Raw genomic sequence first — 14,447 nt, 5'->3', positions numbered from 1 at the left:
CTGTGGGAGCGGGCGTGCCCGCGAATCAGGCGGCGCGGTGGATGGCACCGGCTACGCCGGTGTTCGCGGGCACGCCCGCTCCCACAGGTCAGTATTCAGGCCGCCTCGACCTGATAACCCTCATCGCGAATGGCCGTGAGGATCTGCTCCTGAGCCAACTCGCTCTGCACCCGTACCTGCCTGGCCGCCAGATCGACCTCCACCTTGGCCGCGGCATCCTGTTCCTGCACCGCCCGGGTCACGGCTTTCACGCAATGGCCACAGGTCATGCCTTGTACATTGAACACTTGCATGGGGGTTACCTCCTTCAGGTTTTCCACAAGTCTCAAGCTTGCCATCGGGGCAAGGTCAAGACTTGCCAACACCAGCCGGGGTGGAAATCCGCGCGCGCGTCGGCCAAGCTGCGCCTTTGATGATCAGGCAAGCAGGAGATTCTTCATGTTCAGGGCAGCATTGGGCGTCGTCGGGCTATTGAGCACGCTGGCTGCGGTGCCACCGGCCAGCGCCGAGGGCAACTCGGACTACAGCGTGCTGATCATTTCCCGGGAGCGTCTGGAAGTGGCCACCAGTTGCGAAATCGGCATCTACCTCAACGACCAGCTCTCCGGGCGCGTGTTCCAGGAGCAGTCCACCTCGTTCAACCTGCCGCCCGGCCCGGTGGACGTGCGCCTGCGCCTGCTGCCCGGGCAAATGCCCGGCTGCGCCCCGGGTGTCGAGGACCAACGCAGCACGCGACTGAACCTGCAGGCGGGCCAGATCAACAAATACCGCATCGCCATGGGGCAATATGGGCTGGAGTTGAAGCGAGCCGGCCTGGGCTATTGACCTTACCTGCGTGGCAAGGTTGATGCTGGAGGCCTGTCCAAGGAGGAGAGCCATGCCCGCATCCACCACATACGACCTGCCGATCTCCGGCATGACCTGCGCCAGTTGTGCCGGCCGGGTCGAACGCGCCCTGCGCAAGGTCACCGGCACTGAACAGGTCAACGTCAACCTCGCCACCGAACAGGCCCGGGTCCAGGCCCCGGCCAACAGTCTGCCCGCGCTGGTCGAGGCCATACGCGAAGCCGGCTATGGCGTGCCCACCCGCACCGTCGAACTGCAGATTGGCGGCATGACCTGCGCCAGTTGCGTCGGCCGCGTAGAGCGCGCTCTCGGCAAGCTGCCGGGTGTTGAACGGGTCAGCGTCAACCTGGCCAGCGAACGCGCTCACCTCGAAGTGCTCGCGGCCCTCGACGACAACCTGCTGATCGACGCCGTGCAAAAGGCCGGCTACAGCGCCAGCCTGCCGCAAACCGCCAAGGACGACCAGCACGCTGCCCAGCACCGCCTGCGTAACGAACGCCTGGCGGTCGGCGCAGCGTTGCTGCTCGCCCTGCCGTTGGTGGTGCCAATGCTGGTGCAGCCGTTTGGCGTGCACTGGATGTTGCCAGCGTGGGTGCAGTTCCTGCTGGCCACACCGGTGCAGTTCATTCTCGGCGCGCGGTTCTACGTGGCCGCCTGGAAAGCCGTGCGCGCCGGGACTGGCAACATGGACCTGCTGGTAGCCCTGGGCACCAGCGCCGGCTACGGCCTGAGCCTGTACCAGTGGGCGCAAGCCCCCGCCGGCATGGCCCCTCACCTGTACTTCGAAGCTTCGGCCGTGGTGATTGCCCTGGTGCTGCTGGGCAAGTACCTGGAAAGCCGTGCCAAGCGCCAGACTGCCAGCGCCATCCGTGCCCTCGAAGCCCTTCGCCCGGAACGGGCCGTGCGCCTGGTCGATGGCCAGGAAGAGGACGTGGCCATTGCACAACTGCGCCTCGGCGACCTGGTACTGGTCAAACCCGGCGAGCGCTTCCCGGTCGATGGCGTGGTGGAAGACGGCAGCAGCCATGCCGATGAAGCCTTGATCAGCGGCGAGAGCCTGCCGGTGCCCAAGCAGCCAGGGGACAGGGTCACCGGTGGCGCTATCAACGGCGAAGGCCGGCTGCTGGTACGCACCCAGGCACTGGGTACCGAAACCGTGCTGGCACGCATCATCCGCCTGGTGGAAGACGCCCAGGCGGCCAAGGCACCGATCCAGAAGCTGGTCGACCGGGTCAGCCAGGTATTCGTCCCGGCCGTGCTGGTACTGGCGCTGATCACCCTGGTCGGTTGGTGGCTGGCTGGCGCGCCACTGGAAACCGCGCTGATCAATGCCGTCGCGGTACTGGTCATCGCCTGCCCCTGCGCCCTCGGCCTGGCCACACCCGCCGCGATCATGGCCGGCACCGGGGTCGCCGCCCGCCATGGCATCCTGATCAAGGACGCCGAAGCCCTGGAGCGCGCCCATGCGGTCAACCGCGTGGTGTTCGACAAGACCGGCACCCTCACCTCCGGCAGCCCGCGCGTTGTCCACAGCCAGGCGCAGGTGGGCAGCAGCGCCGACCTGCACCGCCTGGCCGGTGCCCTGCAGCGCGGCAGCGAACACCCGCTGGCCAAGGCGGTACTGGATGCCTGTGCCGAAAAGGGCCTGGACGTGCCTGGCGTTGCCGACAGCCAGTCGCTGACCGGGCGTGGTATTGCCGGGCGCGTGGAAGGCCGCGAGTTGGCCCTGGGCAACCGCCGCCTGCTCGATGAAAGCGCCCTGCCACCCGGCGACCTGGCCGCCAAGGCCCAGGCCTGGGAAGCCGAGGGGCGCACTCTGTCATGGCTTATCGAACGCGGCGCGCAGCCGCGTGTGCTGGGCTTGTTCGCCTTTGGTGACAGCCTCAAGCCCGGCGCCGCGCAGGCAATCGATACCCTGCATGCGCAACACATCAGCAGCCACCTGCTGACCGGCGACAACCGCGGCAGCGCCAAAGTGGTGGCCGATGCCCTGGGCATCGACGACGTGCATGCCGAAGTGCTGCCGGCCGACAAGGCCGCGACCGTGACTGCACTCAAGCAGGATGGCGTGGTCGCCATGGTCGGGGATGGCATCAATGATGCGCCGGCGCTGGCCGCCGCCGATATCGGCATTGCCATGGGGGGCGGTACCGACGTGGCCATGCAGGCCGCCGGCATCACCCTGATGCGCGGCGACCCACGCCTGGTACCGGCCGCCCTGGAGATCAGCCGCAAGACCTATGCGAAGATCCGCCAGAACCTGTTCTGGGCGTTCATCTATAACCTGATCGGCATCCCGCTGGCCGCGCTGGGTTACCTCAACCCGGTACTGGCCGGCGCCGCCATGGCCCTGTCCAGCGTCAGCGTGGTGAGCAACGCACTGTGGCTCAAGGCGTGGAAACCCACCAGCAACACCCAGGAGGCCCCATGAACATAGGCCAGGCCGCCCGCCGCAGCGGGCTCAGCACCAAGATGATCCGTTACTACGAGTCCATCGGCCTGCTCAAACCCGCCACGCGCAGTGACAGCGGCTACCGCCTTTACCAGGCGGAAGACTTGCACAGCCTGGCCTTCATCAAGCGCTCCCGCGACCTGGGCTTTTCCCTCGAGGAGGTCGGCAAGCTGTTGACCTTGTGGCAGGACCGCCAGCGTGCCAGCGCCGATGTGAAAGCGCTGGCCATGCAGCACATCGATGAGCTGAACCGGCGCATCGAAGAACTGGTGAGCCTGCGCGACACCCTTGGCGAACTGGTATCGCACTGCCAGGGAGACGAGCGCCCGGACTGCCCGATCCTCAAGGATCTGGCCAATGGCACTGCTGGTGGCTGCTGTCACTGAGCCACCCGCAACGCTTTTGGTATGCCATATACGTCCAAACACGACCGAATAGTCACCAACTGCGACTTTATCCAATAAATACGGGCGTTTTCCTACATTAAACACGGATGCTGCCGATGCAATTGTTACCTGCCTCGTGTGTCGAAAATAACAAATCCGGGAGCGTCGATGAGCATCAAACAGAAACTGACCTGGGCATTCGCGGTCATCGCCGGCTTGCCCATCGTCCTAGTGGCCACCCTTGTGGTCCTCAATCTGCGTGGCGAAGCCCGCGACGGATTCCTCGATGGCAGCAGCCGGGAAATCCGCCAGGTCAGCAACGCGATGAACATCTTCTTCCAGGGCATCAACCAGAACGTCGAGTATCTGGCTGCGCAGCCGATGGTCGCCGCCACGGGTAGCGAACTGAACAAGTACATGAGCGCAACCCCGTCCTACGAATTGGGCGACCAGGCCAACAAGCTGCTGGAGTTCATGACCCGCCTGGCCACCACGCATCCCAGCTATGCGTACCTGTCCTATGGGGTGAATGACGGTGGCTATGTCGGCTGGCCGGCCGGGCAGAAGTTCGTCAATTACGACCCGCGCACCCGACCCTGGTACCAATTGGCAATGGCCAACCCTGGCAAGACCTTGCGTACCGGCGCCTACTACTGGGCTGCCGACGACGCCGTGCTGGTCAGCACCGTGCGCACCGTCGCCAACCAATTGGGCAACCCTGGCGGCGTGGTCAACGTCGACGTCTCGCTCAAAGGCCTCACCGAGATCGTCCAGCAGATCAAGCTGGGCGAAAGCGGCTACGTGCTACTGGTGGAGAACAACGGCAACGTACTGGTCGACCCTCGGGACGCCAAGCATAACTTCAAGCAACTGGCGAGCTTTGGCGACGGGTACGCCGAGCTGGCCAAGCACGGCAAGGGGCTGGCCGAAGTGGAGCTGAATGGCGTGCGCTACATGGCCAACATCTACCCGGACGAACAGCTGGGCTGGACCCTGATCGGCCTGATCGAACAAAGCGAAGTGATGCAGACCACCACCCGCCTGACCTGGCTGATCGGCGTGGTGGCCCTGGTACTGGCCGCGCTGTTCGCCGTGGTCGGTGCCACCTTCGCCAAGCTGATCGTACGCCCGATCAACAGCGTCACCAGTGGCCTGGAAGATATCGCCCAAGGCGAGGGCGACCTGACCCGCAACCTGGAGATCCGTGGCCGCGACGAAACCGCACAACTGGCCAGCTGGTTCAACCAGTTCCTCGGTGCCATTCGCAGCCTGATCCAGCACATCGGTGCTGCCGCCAGCAAGATCCTCAGCACCTCCAGCAGCTCGACCCGCGTTTCCAGCGACATGGCCGAAGCAGCAGGCCGCCAGCGCGAAGCGGTGGACATGGTCTCTACCGCCTTCCACGAAATGGTCGCCACCGCCAACGAAGTGGCACGTTCCTGCAGCCAGGCGGCACAGTCGGCCGACAGCGGCCAGCAACAGGCCCGCGAAGGCCAGCAGCAGATCGATGCCGCGGTACATAGCGTTGACCGCCTGAGCCAGGAGATCGAGCAGTCGGCACAGTCGATCCAGCAGCTGGAGCGTGACAGCAACGCCATCCAGTCAATCCTTGGCACCATCCGCTCGATTGCCGAGCAGACCAACCTGCTGGCGCTCAACGCCGCCATCGAAGCGGCCCGTGCCGGCGAGCAGGGCCGTGGCTTTGCCGTGGTTGCCGACGAAGTGCGGGCGCTGGCCAAGCGCACTGCCGACTCCACCGCAGAGATCGACGGCCTGCTGGGCAACCTGGCCAACCGCACTGCCGAGGTGGCCGCACAGATGCACGCCAGCCTGGAGGTTTCGCAGCAGTCGGTGAGCCGCATCGGCCTGGCCCGTGACAGCTTCGGGCAGATCCGCGAGTCGGTGGATGTGATCCGCGACATGAACACCCAGATTGCCACGGCGGCCGAAGAGCAGCATCAGGTGGCCGAAGACATCAACCGGCACATCAGCCAGATTCACGGCGATGCGCAACTGGTGGCCGAACTGGCCCAGGCGGCGCGGATGGATTCGGAGAGCCTGGCCGGGTTGTCCAATGAGCTGGATGCACTGGTGCGCAGGTTCCGTACCTGATGTGTTGCCTGCGCCGGCCTCTTCGCGGGCACGCCCGCTCCCACAGGTACTGCACAGCTTGCAAAGCTGCGGCGATCCTGTGGGAGCGGGCGCGCCCGCGAAGAGGACGGCACAGGCGACCAATCACTAAAGCCTCAATTCCCCCGGCGTCGCACCGAACAATTGCTTGAACGCCGCAATGTAAGCCGAGGTGGAGTCATACCCACACCCCAACGCCGCCTCGGTCACACTCTCCCCCGCCTCCAGCAGCGCCAGCGATGACAACAGCCGCATACGCTGCCGCCAGTTGCGAAAACTCAAGCCCGTCTCCCGCTGGAACAGCCGCATCAGCGTCTTCTCCGAGCACCCCAGTTCTCGCGCCCACTGCTGCAAGGTCTGCGACTGGTCCGGTGCAGCGATCAGCCCATTGCACAGCGCCAGCAACCCCGGGTGCCGTGGCAGTGGCAGCGAAAAACCGACCTCGGGCAGCATGCGCAACTGGTCGAGCAACACCGCCACCAGCCGCGCCTCGGCGCTGTCACCCTCCGGGTAGTCTGCCGGGAACAGGCAGAACTGCTTGATCAGTTCGCGCGCCAACGGGGTCACTTCCAGTACCCGGCATTGCTCCGGGGCCCACGGGCAGGCATCCCGGCGCACGTAAAGGCTGCGCATTTCGGCCTGCATAGAGGTGACCACTTCGTGTTCGGCATCGGCTGGTATCCACACGCCCCACTGGGGCGGGGCGAAGTAGCTGCCTTCCTGGGTATACACCCCGAGGACGCCGCTGATGGCATAGGAAAACTGCACCCAGTCGTGCTGGTGGCGGGTGGTCCAGGAGCCGGCGCCGAGGCTTTCGGCACGGGCATAGAGCGGCCTGGGCAGGTGGTCCAGCGCCGGAATGGGGCGGGGGTGTCCGATGATGGGCATGGTGGTTTCTTTTAGTTCTGACCAGACAAGCCTAACAGCTCAGCGCTCGACGATGACGGTCACCCCCTGCCCACCCGCAGCGCAGATCGATATCAACCCCCGCCCCTTCCCCGACCTCGCCAGCAGCTTGGCCAGGTTGGCCAATATCCGCCCCCCGGTCGCGGCAAACGGGTGCCCGGCCGCCAGCGAACTGCCCTTGACGTTGAGCTTGCTGCGGTCAATCGCCCCGAGCGGCGCATCCAGCCCCAGCCGTTCGCGGCAATAATCGGCATCTTCCCAGGCCTTGAGCGTGCACAGCACCTGGGCAGCAAAGGCTTCGTGAATCTCGTAATAGTCAAAGTCCTGCAGCGTCAGGCCATTGCGCGCCAACAGCCGCGGCACCGCATACACCGGCGCCATCAACAGCCCTTCGCGACCAGTAACGAAATCCACCGCAGCGGTTTCACCATCGACCAGATAGGCCAGCACCGATAGCCCCTGCTGCTCGGCCCATTCCTCGCTGCCCAGCAACACTAGCGAAGCACCATCGGTCAGCGGTGTGGAGTTGCCCGCCGTCAGCGTGCCCTGCCCGCTGCGGTCGAAGGCTGGCTTGAGCTTGGCCAATTGTTCCAGCGTCAGGTCGGGGCGCAGGTTGTTATCACGGGTCAACGACAGAAACGGCGTCAGCAGGTCATCCTGCCACCCTTCGGCGTACGCGGCAGCCAGCGCCTGGTGGCTCAGCAGCGCCAGCTCGTCCTGCTCGGCACGGCCAATGCGCCAGGCCTGGGCCATGCGTTCGCAATGCTCGCCCATAGACAAACCGGTGCGCGGCTCACCGTTGCGCGGTAATTCGGGTTTCAGGTGGTGAGGACGCAGCTTGAGAAATGGCTTGAGCCGTTCGCCCAAGCTCTTGCCACGGTTGGCCTGCAACAGGATGTGGCGCAGGCCTTCGTTGACCGCAATCGGCGCATCGGAGGTGGTGTCCACACCGCCGGCTATGCCGCAGTCGATCTGCCCCAGGGCAATCTTGTTGGCCACCAGCAGTGCCGCCTCTAGCCCCGTCCCGCAGGCTTGCTGGATGTCATAGGCTGGCGTCAGCGGCGACAGGCGCGAACCCAGCACGCACTCACGTGTCAGGTTCATGTCTCGCGAGTGCTTGAGCACAGCGCCAGCCACCACCTCCCCCATGCGCAACCCATGCAAGCGGTAGCGTTCGATCAGCCCTTCGAGGGCGACGGTGAGCATCGCCTGGTTGCTGGCCGTGGCGTAGGCGCCATTGGAACGGGCGAAGGGAATTCGGTTGCCGCCCAGGATCGCGACCCGGCGAAGTGAACGCATGCGCTTGTTCCTCCTGAAACAATTTGATCCGTACAGCCTAGGTGTTTTTGCCGCATTCGAACGACCTTGCCACAAAGTTGGTCCACACTTTCAAGCTTGCCTTCCGGGAGACCCACTCATGAGCGATCGCTACCTCGGCTTTGCCAACTCCAACCTCGGCCGCCGCCTTGTGGATGCCCTTGGCCTGCCACGTCCAGCGCCGCTGGAGCGTTGGCAGGCAGGCCGCCTGCGCCCGGTCGAAGGTGCCCTGGTACTGGGTGGCGGGCCACTGGCGAGCCAGGTCGAAGCCATTGCCCCGCGCCTGACCGACACGCTTTACAGCTTCAATACCGACAACCTCCAGGCCGAGGCATGGGTGGCTGGTCTGGGGCCGAAGATCAAGGCCGTGGTATTCGATGCCAGTGACCTGTCCGACAGCGACGCGTTGAAGCAGTTGCGCGAATTTTTCCAGCCACTGCTGCGCAGCCTGGCATCGTGCGCCCATGTGGTGCTGCTGGGCCGCGCGCCAGAAAGCCTCGACGACCCGTTGGCCAGCATTGCCCAACGAGCCCTGGAAGGCTTCAGCCGCTCGCTGGCCAAGGAACTGCGCAACGGTGCGACCGCGCAGTTGCTGTATGTCGGCCCAGGCGCGGAGGGTCAGCTGGAAGGCGCCCTGCGCTTCTTCCTCTCGCCCAAAAGCGCTTTTATCTCTGGCCAGGTGCTGCGCCTGCATGCCTGCGCCAGCCAGGTCGAGGACTGGACCCGGCCGCTGGCTGGGCGCCGCGCCCTGGTGACCGGTGCCGCGCGGGGCATCGGTGCCGCCATTGCCGAAACCCTGGCCCGGGACGGTGCCGACGTACTGCTGCTGGATGTGCCCCAAGCCAGCCAGGACCTCGACGCCCTGGCCGCACGCCTGGGTGGCAAGGCGCTGCCCCTGGACATCTGCGCCGGCGACGCGGCAACGCAACTGCTTGCGGCCCTGCCCGACGGCGTCGACATCGTGGTGCACAACGCCGGTATCACACGCGACAAGACCCTGGCCAACATGACCCCGGAATACTGGGACGCGGTGCTGGCGGTAAACCTCAAGGCACCGCAGGTGCTGACACAGGCGCTGTACGACAACGGCGCCCTGGGTGAAAACGCGCGCATCACCCTGCTGGCCTCGGTCAGCGGTATCGCCGGCAACCGCGGGCAGGCCAACTATGCCGCGAGCAAGGCCGGGCTGATCGGCCTGGCCCAAGCGTGGGCACCCCGGCTCGCCGAGCGCGGCGGCAGCATCAATGCCGTGGCCCCCGGTTTCATCGAAACCCACATGACCGCCGCCATGCCCATGGGCCTGCGCGAGGCCGGGCGACGCTTGAGTTCGCTTGGCCAGGGCGGCCGCCCGCAGGATGTCGCCGAAGCCATCGCCTGGCTCAGCCAGCCAGGCTCCGGTGCAGTCAACGGCCAGGTGCTGCGGGTATGCGGCCAGGCCTTGATGGGGGCTTGAGCATGAGCCGACACTGGCACGACCTGCACAGCCCGGCTTCGCGCACCAGCCTGTACCTGCGCGCGGCCAGCAAGCGCAGCATCAGCGGCGACCAGCTGCCGGACGACGGCCTGCGCTGCTTCATCCGCGTCCAGCCGGGCAACCTGGCCGCCTATCGACGGTTGTGCCACTTCACCGACGATGGCCGCCTGCCGGGTACTTATCCCCATGTCATGGCGTTCACGCTGCAGCTGCAGTTGATGACCGCGCCAAACTTCCCCTTCCCGCTGCTCGGCCTGGTGCACCTGCACAACCGCATCGAGGTGCTGCGCCCGCTGGGCGGTATCGAAGGGCTGCGCTTTGCGGTGCATGCAGGCAATCTGCAAGCGCATGCCAAGGGCGGCACCTTCGACCTGGTCACCGAAGCCGAAGACGGCATCGGCCTGCTCTGGCGCGAGACCAGCCGTATGCTGGTGCGCGGGCTGAAGCTGGAAAGCCAGGCAGGTGAGCCTGCCGAGGACGAACCGCAAGCGCTGCAAGAGGCGACCCGCTGGTACGCCGACAGCGATATCGGCCGGCGTTATGCCAAGGTTTGCGGGGACTACAACCCGATCCACCTCAGCGCGGCCAGTGCGCGGCTGTTCGGCTTCCCCACGGCCATTGCCCATGGCATGTGGAGCAAGGCCATGGCCCTGGCGGCACTGCGCGGGCACCTGCCGCACAGTGGCTTTGCCTTCGAGGTGGATTTCCGCAAGCCGGTGCGGTTGCCATCGGAGGTGGTGCTCGGTGCCAGTGAGGCGGGGACTGCGGGAGAGCTGCGGCTGGATGGGCATGGAGGGATTCTGCATATGTTCGGGCGCTGGGCCGCTCCTACAGGGACCATGTCTGTCTTGGCGGTATACGCTTGCTTTGCATCGGGCCTGCGCAGAAGCTATGCAGCATTAGGAGACCCCCGATGAATCTGCAAGAACTCACCCAACGCCTGCACCAGATCCGCGACAACAACGACTGGCGCGGCTTTCACAGCCCGAAGAACCTCGCCATGGCCGCCAGTGTCGAAATGGCCGAGCTGGTGGAAATCTTCCAGTGGCTGAGCGAAGACCAATCGCGCCAGCTGCCAGCCGATAAGCTGGCCCATGCCGGCCAGGAAATCGGCGATGTGGTGCTCTACCTGTTGCTGCTGTGCAGCGAACTTGGCCTGGACATGGACCAGGTAGTGCGAGCCAAGCTGGCCGACAGCGAGAGGCGCTTCGCCCGATGAACGACCGTCACTTCGATGAGCTGGCTACCCGCTTTGCCGAAAAGATCTACGGCGGCGCCAAGGGCGCGATCCGCCTGGCCGTGCTGCAGGCCGACCTGGCCGAAGCCCTGCCTGACCGCCCGCTGCGCATCCTCGACATCGGTGCCGGGTTGGGTCACATGGCTTTGTGGCTGGCCCAGCGCGGCCACCAGCTGACCCTGGCCGAACCCGCCGCGCCCATGCTCGACGGCGCACGGGCGCGCTTTGCCGAAGCCGGCCAACCGGCCACCTTCATCCAGGCCCCCTGGCAAGACCTGCTTGGCCAGCTGACCGAACCCTACGATCTGGTGCTATGCCACGCCGTACTCGAATGGCTGGCCGAGCCCGAAAGCATCCTGCCGGTGCTGCACCAGCTCACGGCCCCTTCCGGGTGGCTGTCGCTGGCCTTCTACAACCGCGACGCCCTGGTCTATCGCAACCTGCTCAAGGGCCATTTCCGCAAGTTGCGCAGCAACCGGCTGGAAGGTGAAAAGCAGAGCCTGACCCCGCAAAAACCGCTTGATCCACGGGAACTCAGGGCGCAACTTGATCCTATGTGGCAGGTTGAAAGCGAAAGTGGCGTGCGGGTGTTCCACGACTACATGCCCAAGGAATTCCAAGGCAAGGCCGAGCTGCTCGACCTGCTGGAAATGGAACTGGCCTACCGTCGACACCCCAGCTTCGCCGGGCTCGGCCGCTACCTGCACTGGGTCTGCCGCCCCCGTTGACCTGCCCGCCGGGAGGAATACATGCCTTACCGTCTGTTGTGCCTGGCCGTGCTGCCGCTTGCCCTGGCTGGCTGCCAGGGCAGCAACCCCTACGTGGCCAGCAGCCGCCCGTTACCACCGGCACCGGCCCAGGCGGCCAGCACCTTCGATGCCAGTGCCTACCCGACACCGGCCCGTGATTACGGGCACTACCGTAGTTGGAGCTGGCTCAACGGCCAGTTGCCCAGTGGCTCGGTCGATACCGACCCGGCGCAACTGGCCGATGCCGTCAGCGGCGCACTGGACCAGCATGGCCTGCGTCCCGCCCGGGGCGGCCCCGTCGACTTGCTGGTCAGCGCCGACATACGCCTGGAAAAGCGCTTGCGCCAGGTACGTGACTACGATGCCTACGACCCTTACTACGGCCCGTATCCCTATGGCGGTGTCGGCTATGGCGGCTACCGCCATGGCTATGGGGGCTATGCCAGCGTGCCCATCGTGCGCACCTACGAAGTGCAGGTGATGGTGGTGCGTATCGACCTGTACGACGCCCGCAGCGGCCAGCCGGTATGGAGTGCCAGTGCCGAAAGCGGCAGCGACAAGGACTCGCCGCGTGAACGCGAAAGCGCCCTGCGCGATTCTGTGCACAAGGCGCTCAACGGCTATCCTCCCAGTTGATATCCAACGGAGAACCATCATGTTGCGCCGTCTCGTTCTACTGTCATTCGCGTTGTTGCTCGCCGCCTGCTCCAGCAATAACGTCCAGCAGGATTTCGATGCCAGCCGTGACTTTGCCGCCTACCGCAGTTGGGCATGGCAGGAACCGGGCCTGCAGTACCGCCCGGATGACCCACGAATCAAGAGCGACCTCACCGAGCAACGCATTCGCCAGGCAGTTGCAAGCCAACTCGACCAGCGTGGCCTGCGCCCGGTACAAGGCGGCGCCCGACCGGACGTGACAGTGCGCGCGTACCTGATCGTCGAGCAGCGCCAGCAACAGATCACCACCAACTACGGCGGTGGCTGGGGAGGCTACTGGGGCGGCTACTGGGGTGGGCCGATGTACAACGAAACCCGCAGCGTCGACTACAAGGTCGCCACTATCCAGATCGACCTGTTCGATGGGCGTGACGGCAAGCTGGTGTGGCGCGGCAGTGCCGAGCAGATCATGAACAACTACCCGCCAAGCCCCGAGGAACGCAACAGCGCGATCCAGAACACCGTGACCAAGGTGTTGGCCAACTACCCGCCGGGGAGCAGGAAGTAACGCTCAAACACAAACTCAATTGGCGCCGCGGACCTGTGGGAGCGGGCATGCCCGCGAAACAGGCACCGCGGTGGATGGCACAGGCTTCGCCCGTGTTCGCGGGCTCGCCCGCTCCTACAGGGATCGCGCAAGATTTTCAACGGCACGTACCTGTGCCAGCTACGACAAAATCCATCCCGGCCACGCCTTTTTCCCTCTCCCGCTCCACTCCCCGCAGGTTCCCGTCTATCTTCACTTAAGGAAACCTGACTGACCGGGTAGATGTGTTCAACATTTGGGAAGGGCGACCTGCCAATGCAAAGCATTGTTCTCCTGCTGTGGCTTGCCTTGTGCTCCGAACAGGACGTGCGTCAACGCCAGATATCCAACATGCTCACCCTGGGTGTGGCTGCCTGCGCCCTGGCCTGGCTTTTCGCCACTGGCCGCAGCTGGATCGGCGCCGATGCCAGCGATGCCGGATGGGCGCTGGCCATCGTCATGTTGCTGACCCTGCCCGGTTACATGCTCGGCCGTTTCGGTGCCGATGACGTCAAGCTGATGGGCGCCCTGGCCCTGGCCACCAGCCCGCAATACGTACTTGGCACCTTCATCGGCGCCGGTGTCAGCGTGCTGCTGTGGCTGCTTACCCGCCGGCGCCTGTGGACGTTGCTCAACCCCAAGGTAAAAAAGCGCTTGCAGGCTTTGACCGAGGAAATGGGTGACAAGCAGGCGTTCGTCCCCTATGTGCTCACCGGTTTTCTTTTGACTGCTGTATGGATCCAGTGAGCAATCTCGTGGTCCGATGGCTGTACAGAATTTGTAACTTGTACAAATCCACTACCCCCGACTATTTTTAGTTTGCAAAGCGCTTGGCCCGGGAGCAGGACCGCGTAACGACAGGGAGTTGATCGTGTCCAGAGCATTCAGTGATGTGAAGATATTGGTGGTCGATGACCAACCAGTGATAGTCGAACAATTGTGTGAGTTTCTCGAAACCAAGGGTTACCGCTGCCTGCCGGCCCACTCCACTGACGAAGCCGTGGAACGTTACCTGGCAGACGAGGCCATTGGCGTGGTCATCTGTGACCTGCACATGCCTGGTCGTGATGGTATTGAACTGGTCCGCGAACTGAAGATACAAGGCGGGCAGCGCGCGTTCGAGGCCATCATGGTGACCGGTCGAGCGGAGAAGCAGGATGTGATCCGAGCGTTGCGCGAGGGCTTTGCCGATTACTACCAGAAACCCATGGACCTCGATGAACTGCTGGAGGGCGTACGCCGCCAGGAACAGGCCGTGCAGGAGCGCCAGCGCAGCTTCCGCGAGCTGGGCGGGTTGAGCCAGCGTCTGCAAGAGCTGGCAGAGTCGATGGACGAGCTTTACCAGGACCTGCAAAAAGCCCGGGGCCAGGGCATGCACCGGCGTGCCAGCGATGTGGACGAGAGTGAAAGCGAACTGCCAGCGGCGTTCGAGAAGCTGTCGCCACGCCAGCTGGAAGTAGCCCGCCTGGTGGGCAAGGGCCAGACCAACTACCAGATCGCCTGTGAGCTGGGCATTACCGAGAATACCGTGAAGCTGTATGTGTCGCAGGTGCTGCGCCTGACCCACATGCACAACCGCACCCAGCTGGCACTGGCACTGACACCCAGTTCGTCGCCGGTGCATCAGCGGTTTACTACCCACTAAGCAGGTAGCTTCAAGATTTTGGCGGCTGCGTTGCAGCACATCGCGACACCTGTGGGAGCGGG

14 protein-coding genes and 2 pseudogenes are annotated in these 14,447 nt (G+C 64.7%); 13 read left to right on the top strand and 3 right to left on the bottom strand.

Annotated features, from left to right (window positions below):
• Positions 1 to 95: 95 nt before the first annotated feature.
• Positions 96 to 293: a heavy-metal-associated domain-containing protein gene (locus ACLCGK_RS32505; protein ID WP_410953670.1), complete on the bottom strand. Its 198-nt coding sequence runs from the start codon at positions 291 to 293 to the stop codon at positions 96 to 98.
• A 145-nt stretch (positions 294 to 438) separates the two neighbouring features.
• Between ACLCGK_RS32505 and ACLCGK_RS32500 the strand changes: the two genes are divergently transcribed.
• The 5 genes and pseudogenes from ACLCGK_RS32500 to ACLCGK_RS32480 all read left to right on the top strand — a co-directional run bounded on the left by ACLCGK_RS32500 (position 439) and on the right by ACLCGK_RS32480 (position 5,796).
• Positions 439 to 825, top strand: a complete 387-nt coding sequence (locus ACLCGK_RS32500) for a hypothetical protein (protein ID WP_061303955.1) — start codon at positions 439 to 441, stop codon at positions 823 to 825.
• Positions 826 to 877: 52 nt separating this feature from the next.
• Positions 878 to 3,277, top strand: coding sequence for a heavy metal translocating P-type ATPase (locus tag ACLCGK_RS32495; protein WP_410953669.1), 2,400 nt, complete (start codon positions 878 to 880; stop codon positions 3,275 to 3,277).
• The gene (gene cueR, locus ACLCGK_RS32490) at positions 3,274 to 3,684 is read left to right on the top strand and encodes a Cu(I)-responsive transcriptional regulator (RefSeq protein WP_023663456.1); all 411 of its coding nucleotides are present in this window, start codon (positions 3,274 to 3,276) and stop codon (positions 3,682 to 3,684) included. Before ACLCGK_RS32495 ends, cueR begins: the two co-directional genes overlap by 4 nt.
• A gap of 168 nt (positions 3,685 to 3,852) precedes the next feature.
• A pseudogene (locus ACLCGK_RS32485) lies at positions 3,853 to 4,938 on the top strand (cache domain-containing protein); the annotation flags it as partial.
• 90 nt (positions 4,939 to 5,028) lie between these two features.
• Positions 5,029 to 5,796, top strand: coding sequence for a methyl-accepting chemotaxis protein (locus ACLCGK_RS32480; RefSeq protein ID WP_410953671.1), 768 nt, complete (start codon positions 5,029 to 5,031; stop codon positions 5,794 to 5,796).
• A gap of 126 nt (positions 5,797 to 5,922) precedes the next feature.
• On the opposite strand, the gene ACLCGK_RS32475 is transcribed toward ACLCGK_RS32480, so the two are convergent.
• On the bottom strand, positions 5,923 to 6,702 hold the full coding sequence (locus tag ACLCGK_RS32475) for an AraC family transcriptional regulator (protein ID WP_039614661.1): 780 nt from the start codon (positions 6,700 to 6,702) through the stop codon (positions 5,923 to 5,925).
• Between the two features lie 39 nt (positions 6,703 to 6,741).
• Positions 6,742 to 8,019 (bottom strand): acetyl-CoA C-acetyltransferase, encoded by a 1,278-nt coding sequence (locus ACLCGK_RS32470; protein ID WP_023662416.1) that lies wholly within the window; start codon positions 8,017 to 8,019, stop codon positions 6,742 to 6,744.
• 118 nt (positions 8,020 to 8,137) lie between these two features.
• On the opposite strand from ACLCGK_RS32470, the gene ACLCGK_RS32465 reads away from it, so the two are divergent.
• The 8 genes and pseudogenes from ACLCGK_RS32465 to ACLCGK_RS32430 all read left to right on the top strand — a co-directional run bounded on the left by ACLCGK_RS32465 (position 8,138) and on the right by ACLCGK_RS32430 (position 14,385).
• Positions 8,138 to 9,490, top strand: a complete 1,353-nt coding sequence (locus ACLCGK_RS32465) for a 3-oxoacyl-ACP reductase (protein WP_274396313.1) — start codon at positions 8,138 to 8,140, stop codon at positions 9,488 to 9,490.
• 2 nt (positions 9,491 to 9,492) lie between these two features.
• A pseudogene (locus ACLCGK_RS32460) lies at positions 9,493 to 10,332 on the top strand (MaoC family dehydratase); the annotation flags it as partial.
• A 92-nt stretch (positions 10,333 to 10,424) separates the two neighbouring features.
• The gene (locus ACLCGK_RS32455; protein WP_013970728.1) at positions 10,425 to 10,730 is read left to right on the top strand and encodes a MazG-like family protein; all 306 of its coding nucleotides are present in this window, start codon (positions 10,425 to 10,427) and stop codon (positions 10,728 to 10,730) included.
• Positions 10,727 to 11,476, top strand: a complete 750-nt coding sequence (locus ACLCGK_RS32450) for a methyltransferase domain-containing protein (protein ID WP_015268825.1) — start codon at positions 10,727 to 10,729, stop codon at positions 11,474 to 11,476. Before ACLCGK_RS32455 ends, ACLCGK_RS32450 begins: the two co-directional genes overlap by 4 nt.
• A 21-nt stretch (positions 11,477 to 11,497) precedes the next feature.
• The gene (locus ACLCGK_RS32445) at positions 11,498 to 12,133 is read left to right on the top strand and encodes a DUF4136 domain-containing protein (RefSeq protein ID WP_410953668.1); all 636 of its coding nucleotides are present in this window, start codon (positions 11,498 to 11,500) and stop codon (positions 12,131 to 12,133) included.
• A 19-nt stretch (positions 12,134 to 12,152) separates the two neighbouring features.
• Positions 12,153 to 12,722, top strand: a complete 570-nt coding sequence (locus tag ACLCGK_RS32440; RefSeq protein ID WP_023661913.1) for a DUF4136 domain-containing protein — start codon at positions 12,153 to 12,155, stop codon at positions 12,720 to 12,722.
• Between the two features lie 294 nt (positions 12,723 to 13,016).
• Entirely contained in the window at positions 13,017 to 13,487 is a 471-nt protein-coding gene (locus ACLCGK_RS32435; RefSeq protein ID WP_013970724.1) for a prepilin peptidase, read from the top strand.
• Positions 13,488 to 13,611: 124 nt separating this feature from the next.
• Positions 13,612 to 14,385 (top strand): response regulator, encoded by a 774-nt coding sequence (locus ACLCGK_RS32430; protein WP_410953667.1) that lies wholly within the window; start codon positions 13,612 to 13,614, stop codon positions 14,383 to 14,385.
• Positions 14,386 to 14,447 lie beyond the last annotated feature (62 nt).

It is taken from the genome of Pseudomonas sp. S1(2024), assembly GCF_046557535.1.
Note: the sequence above shows the minus strand (reverse complement) of the source record. Positions and strands in the feature narration are given on the sequence as shown.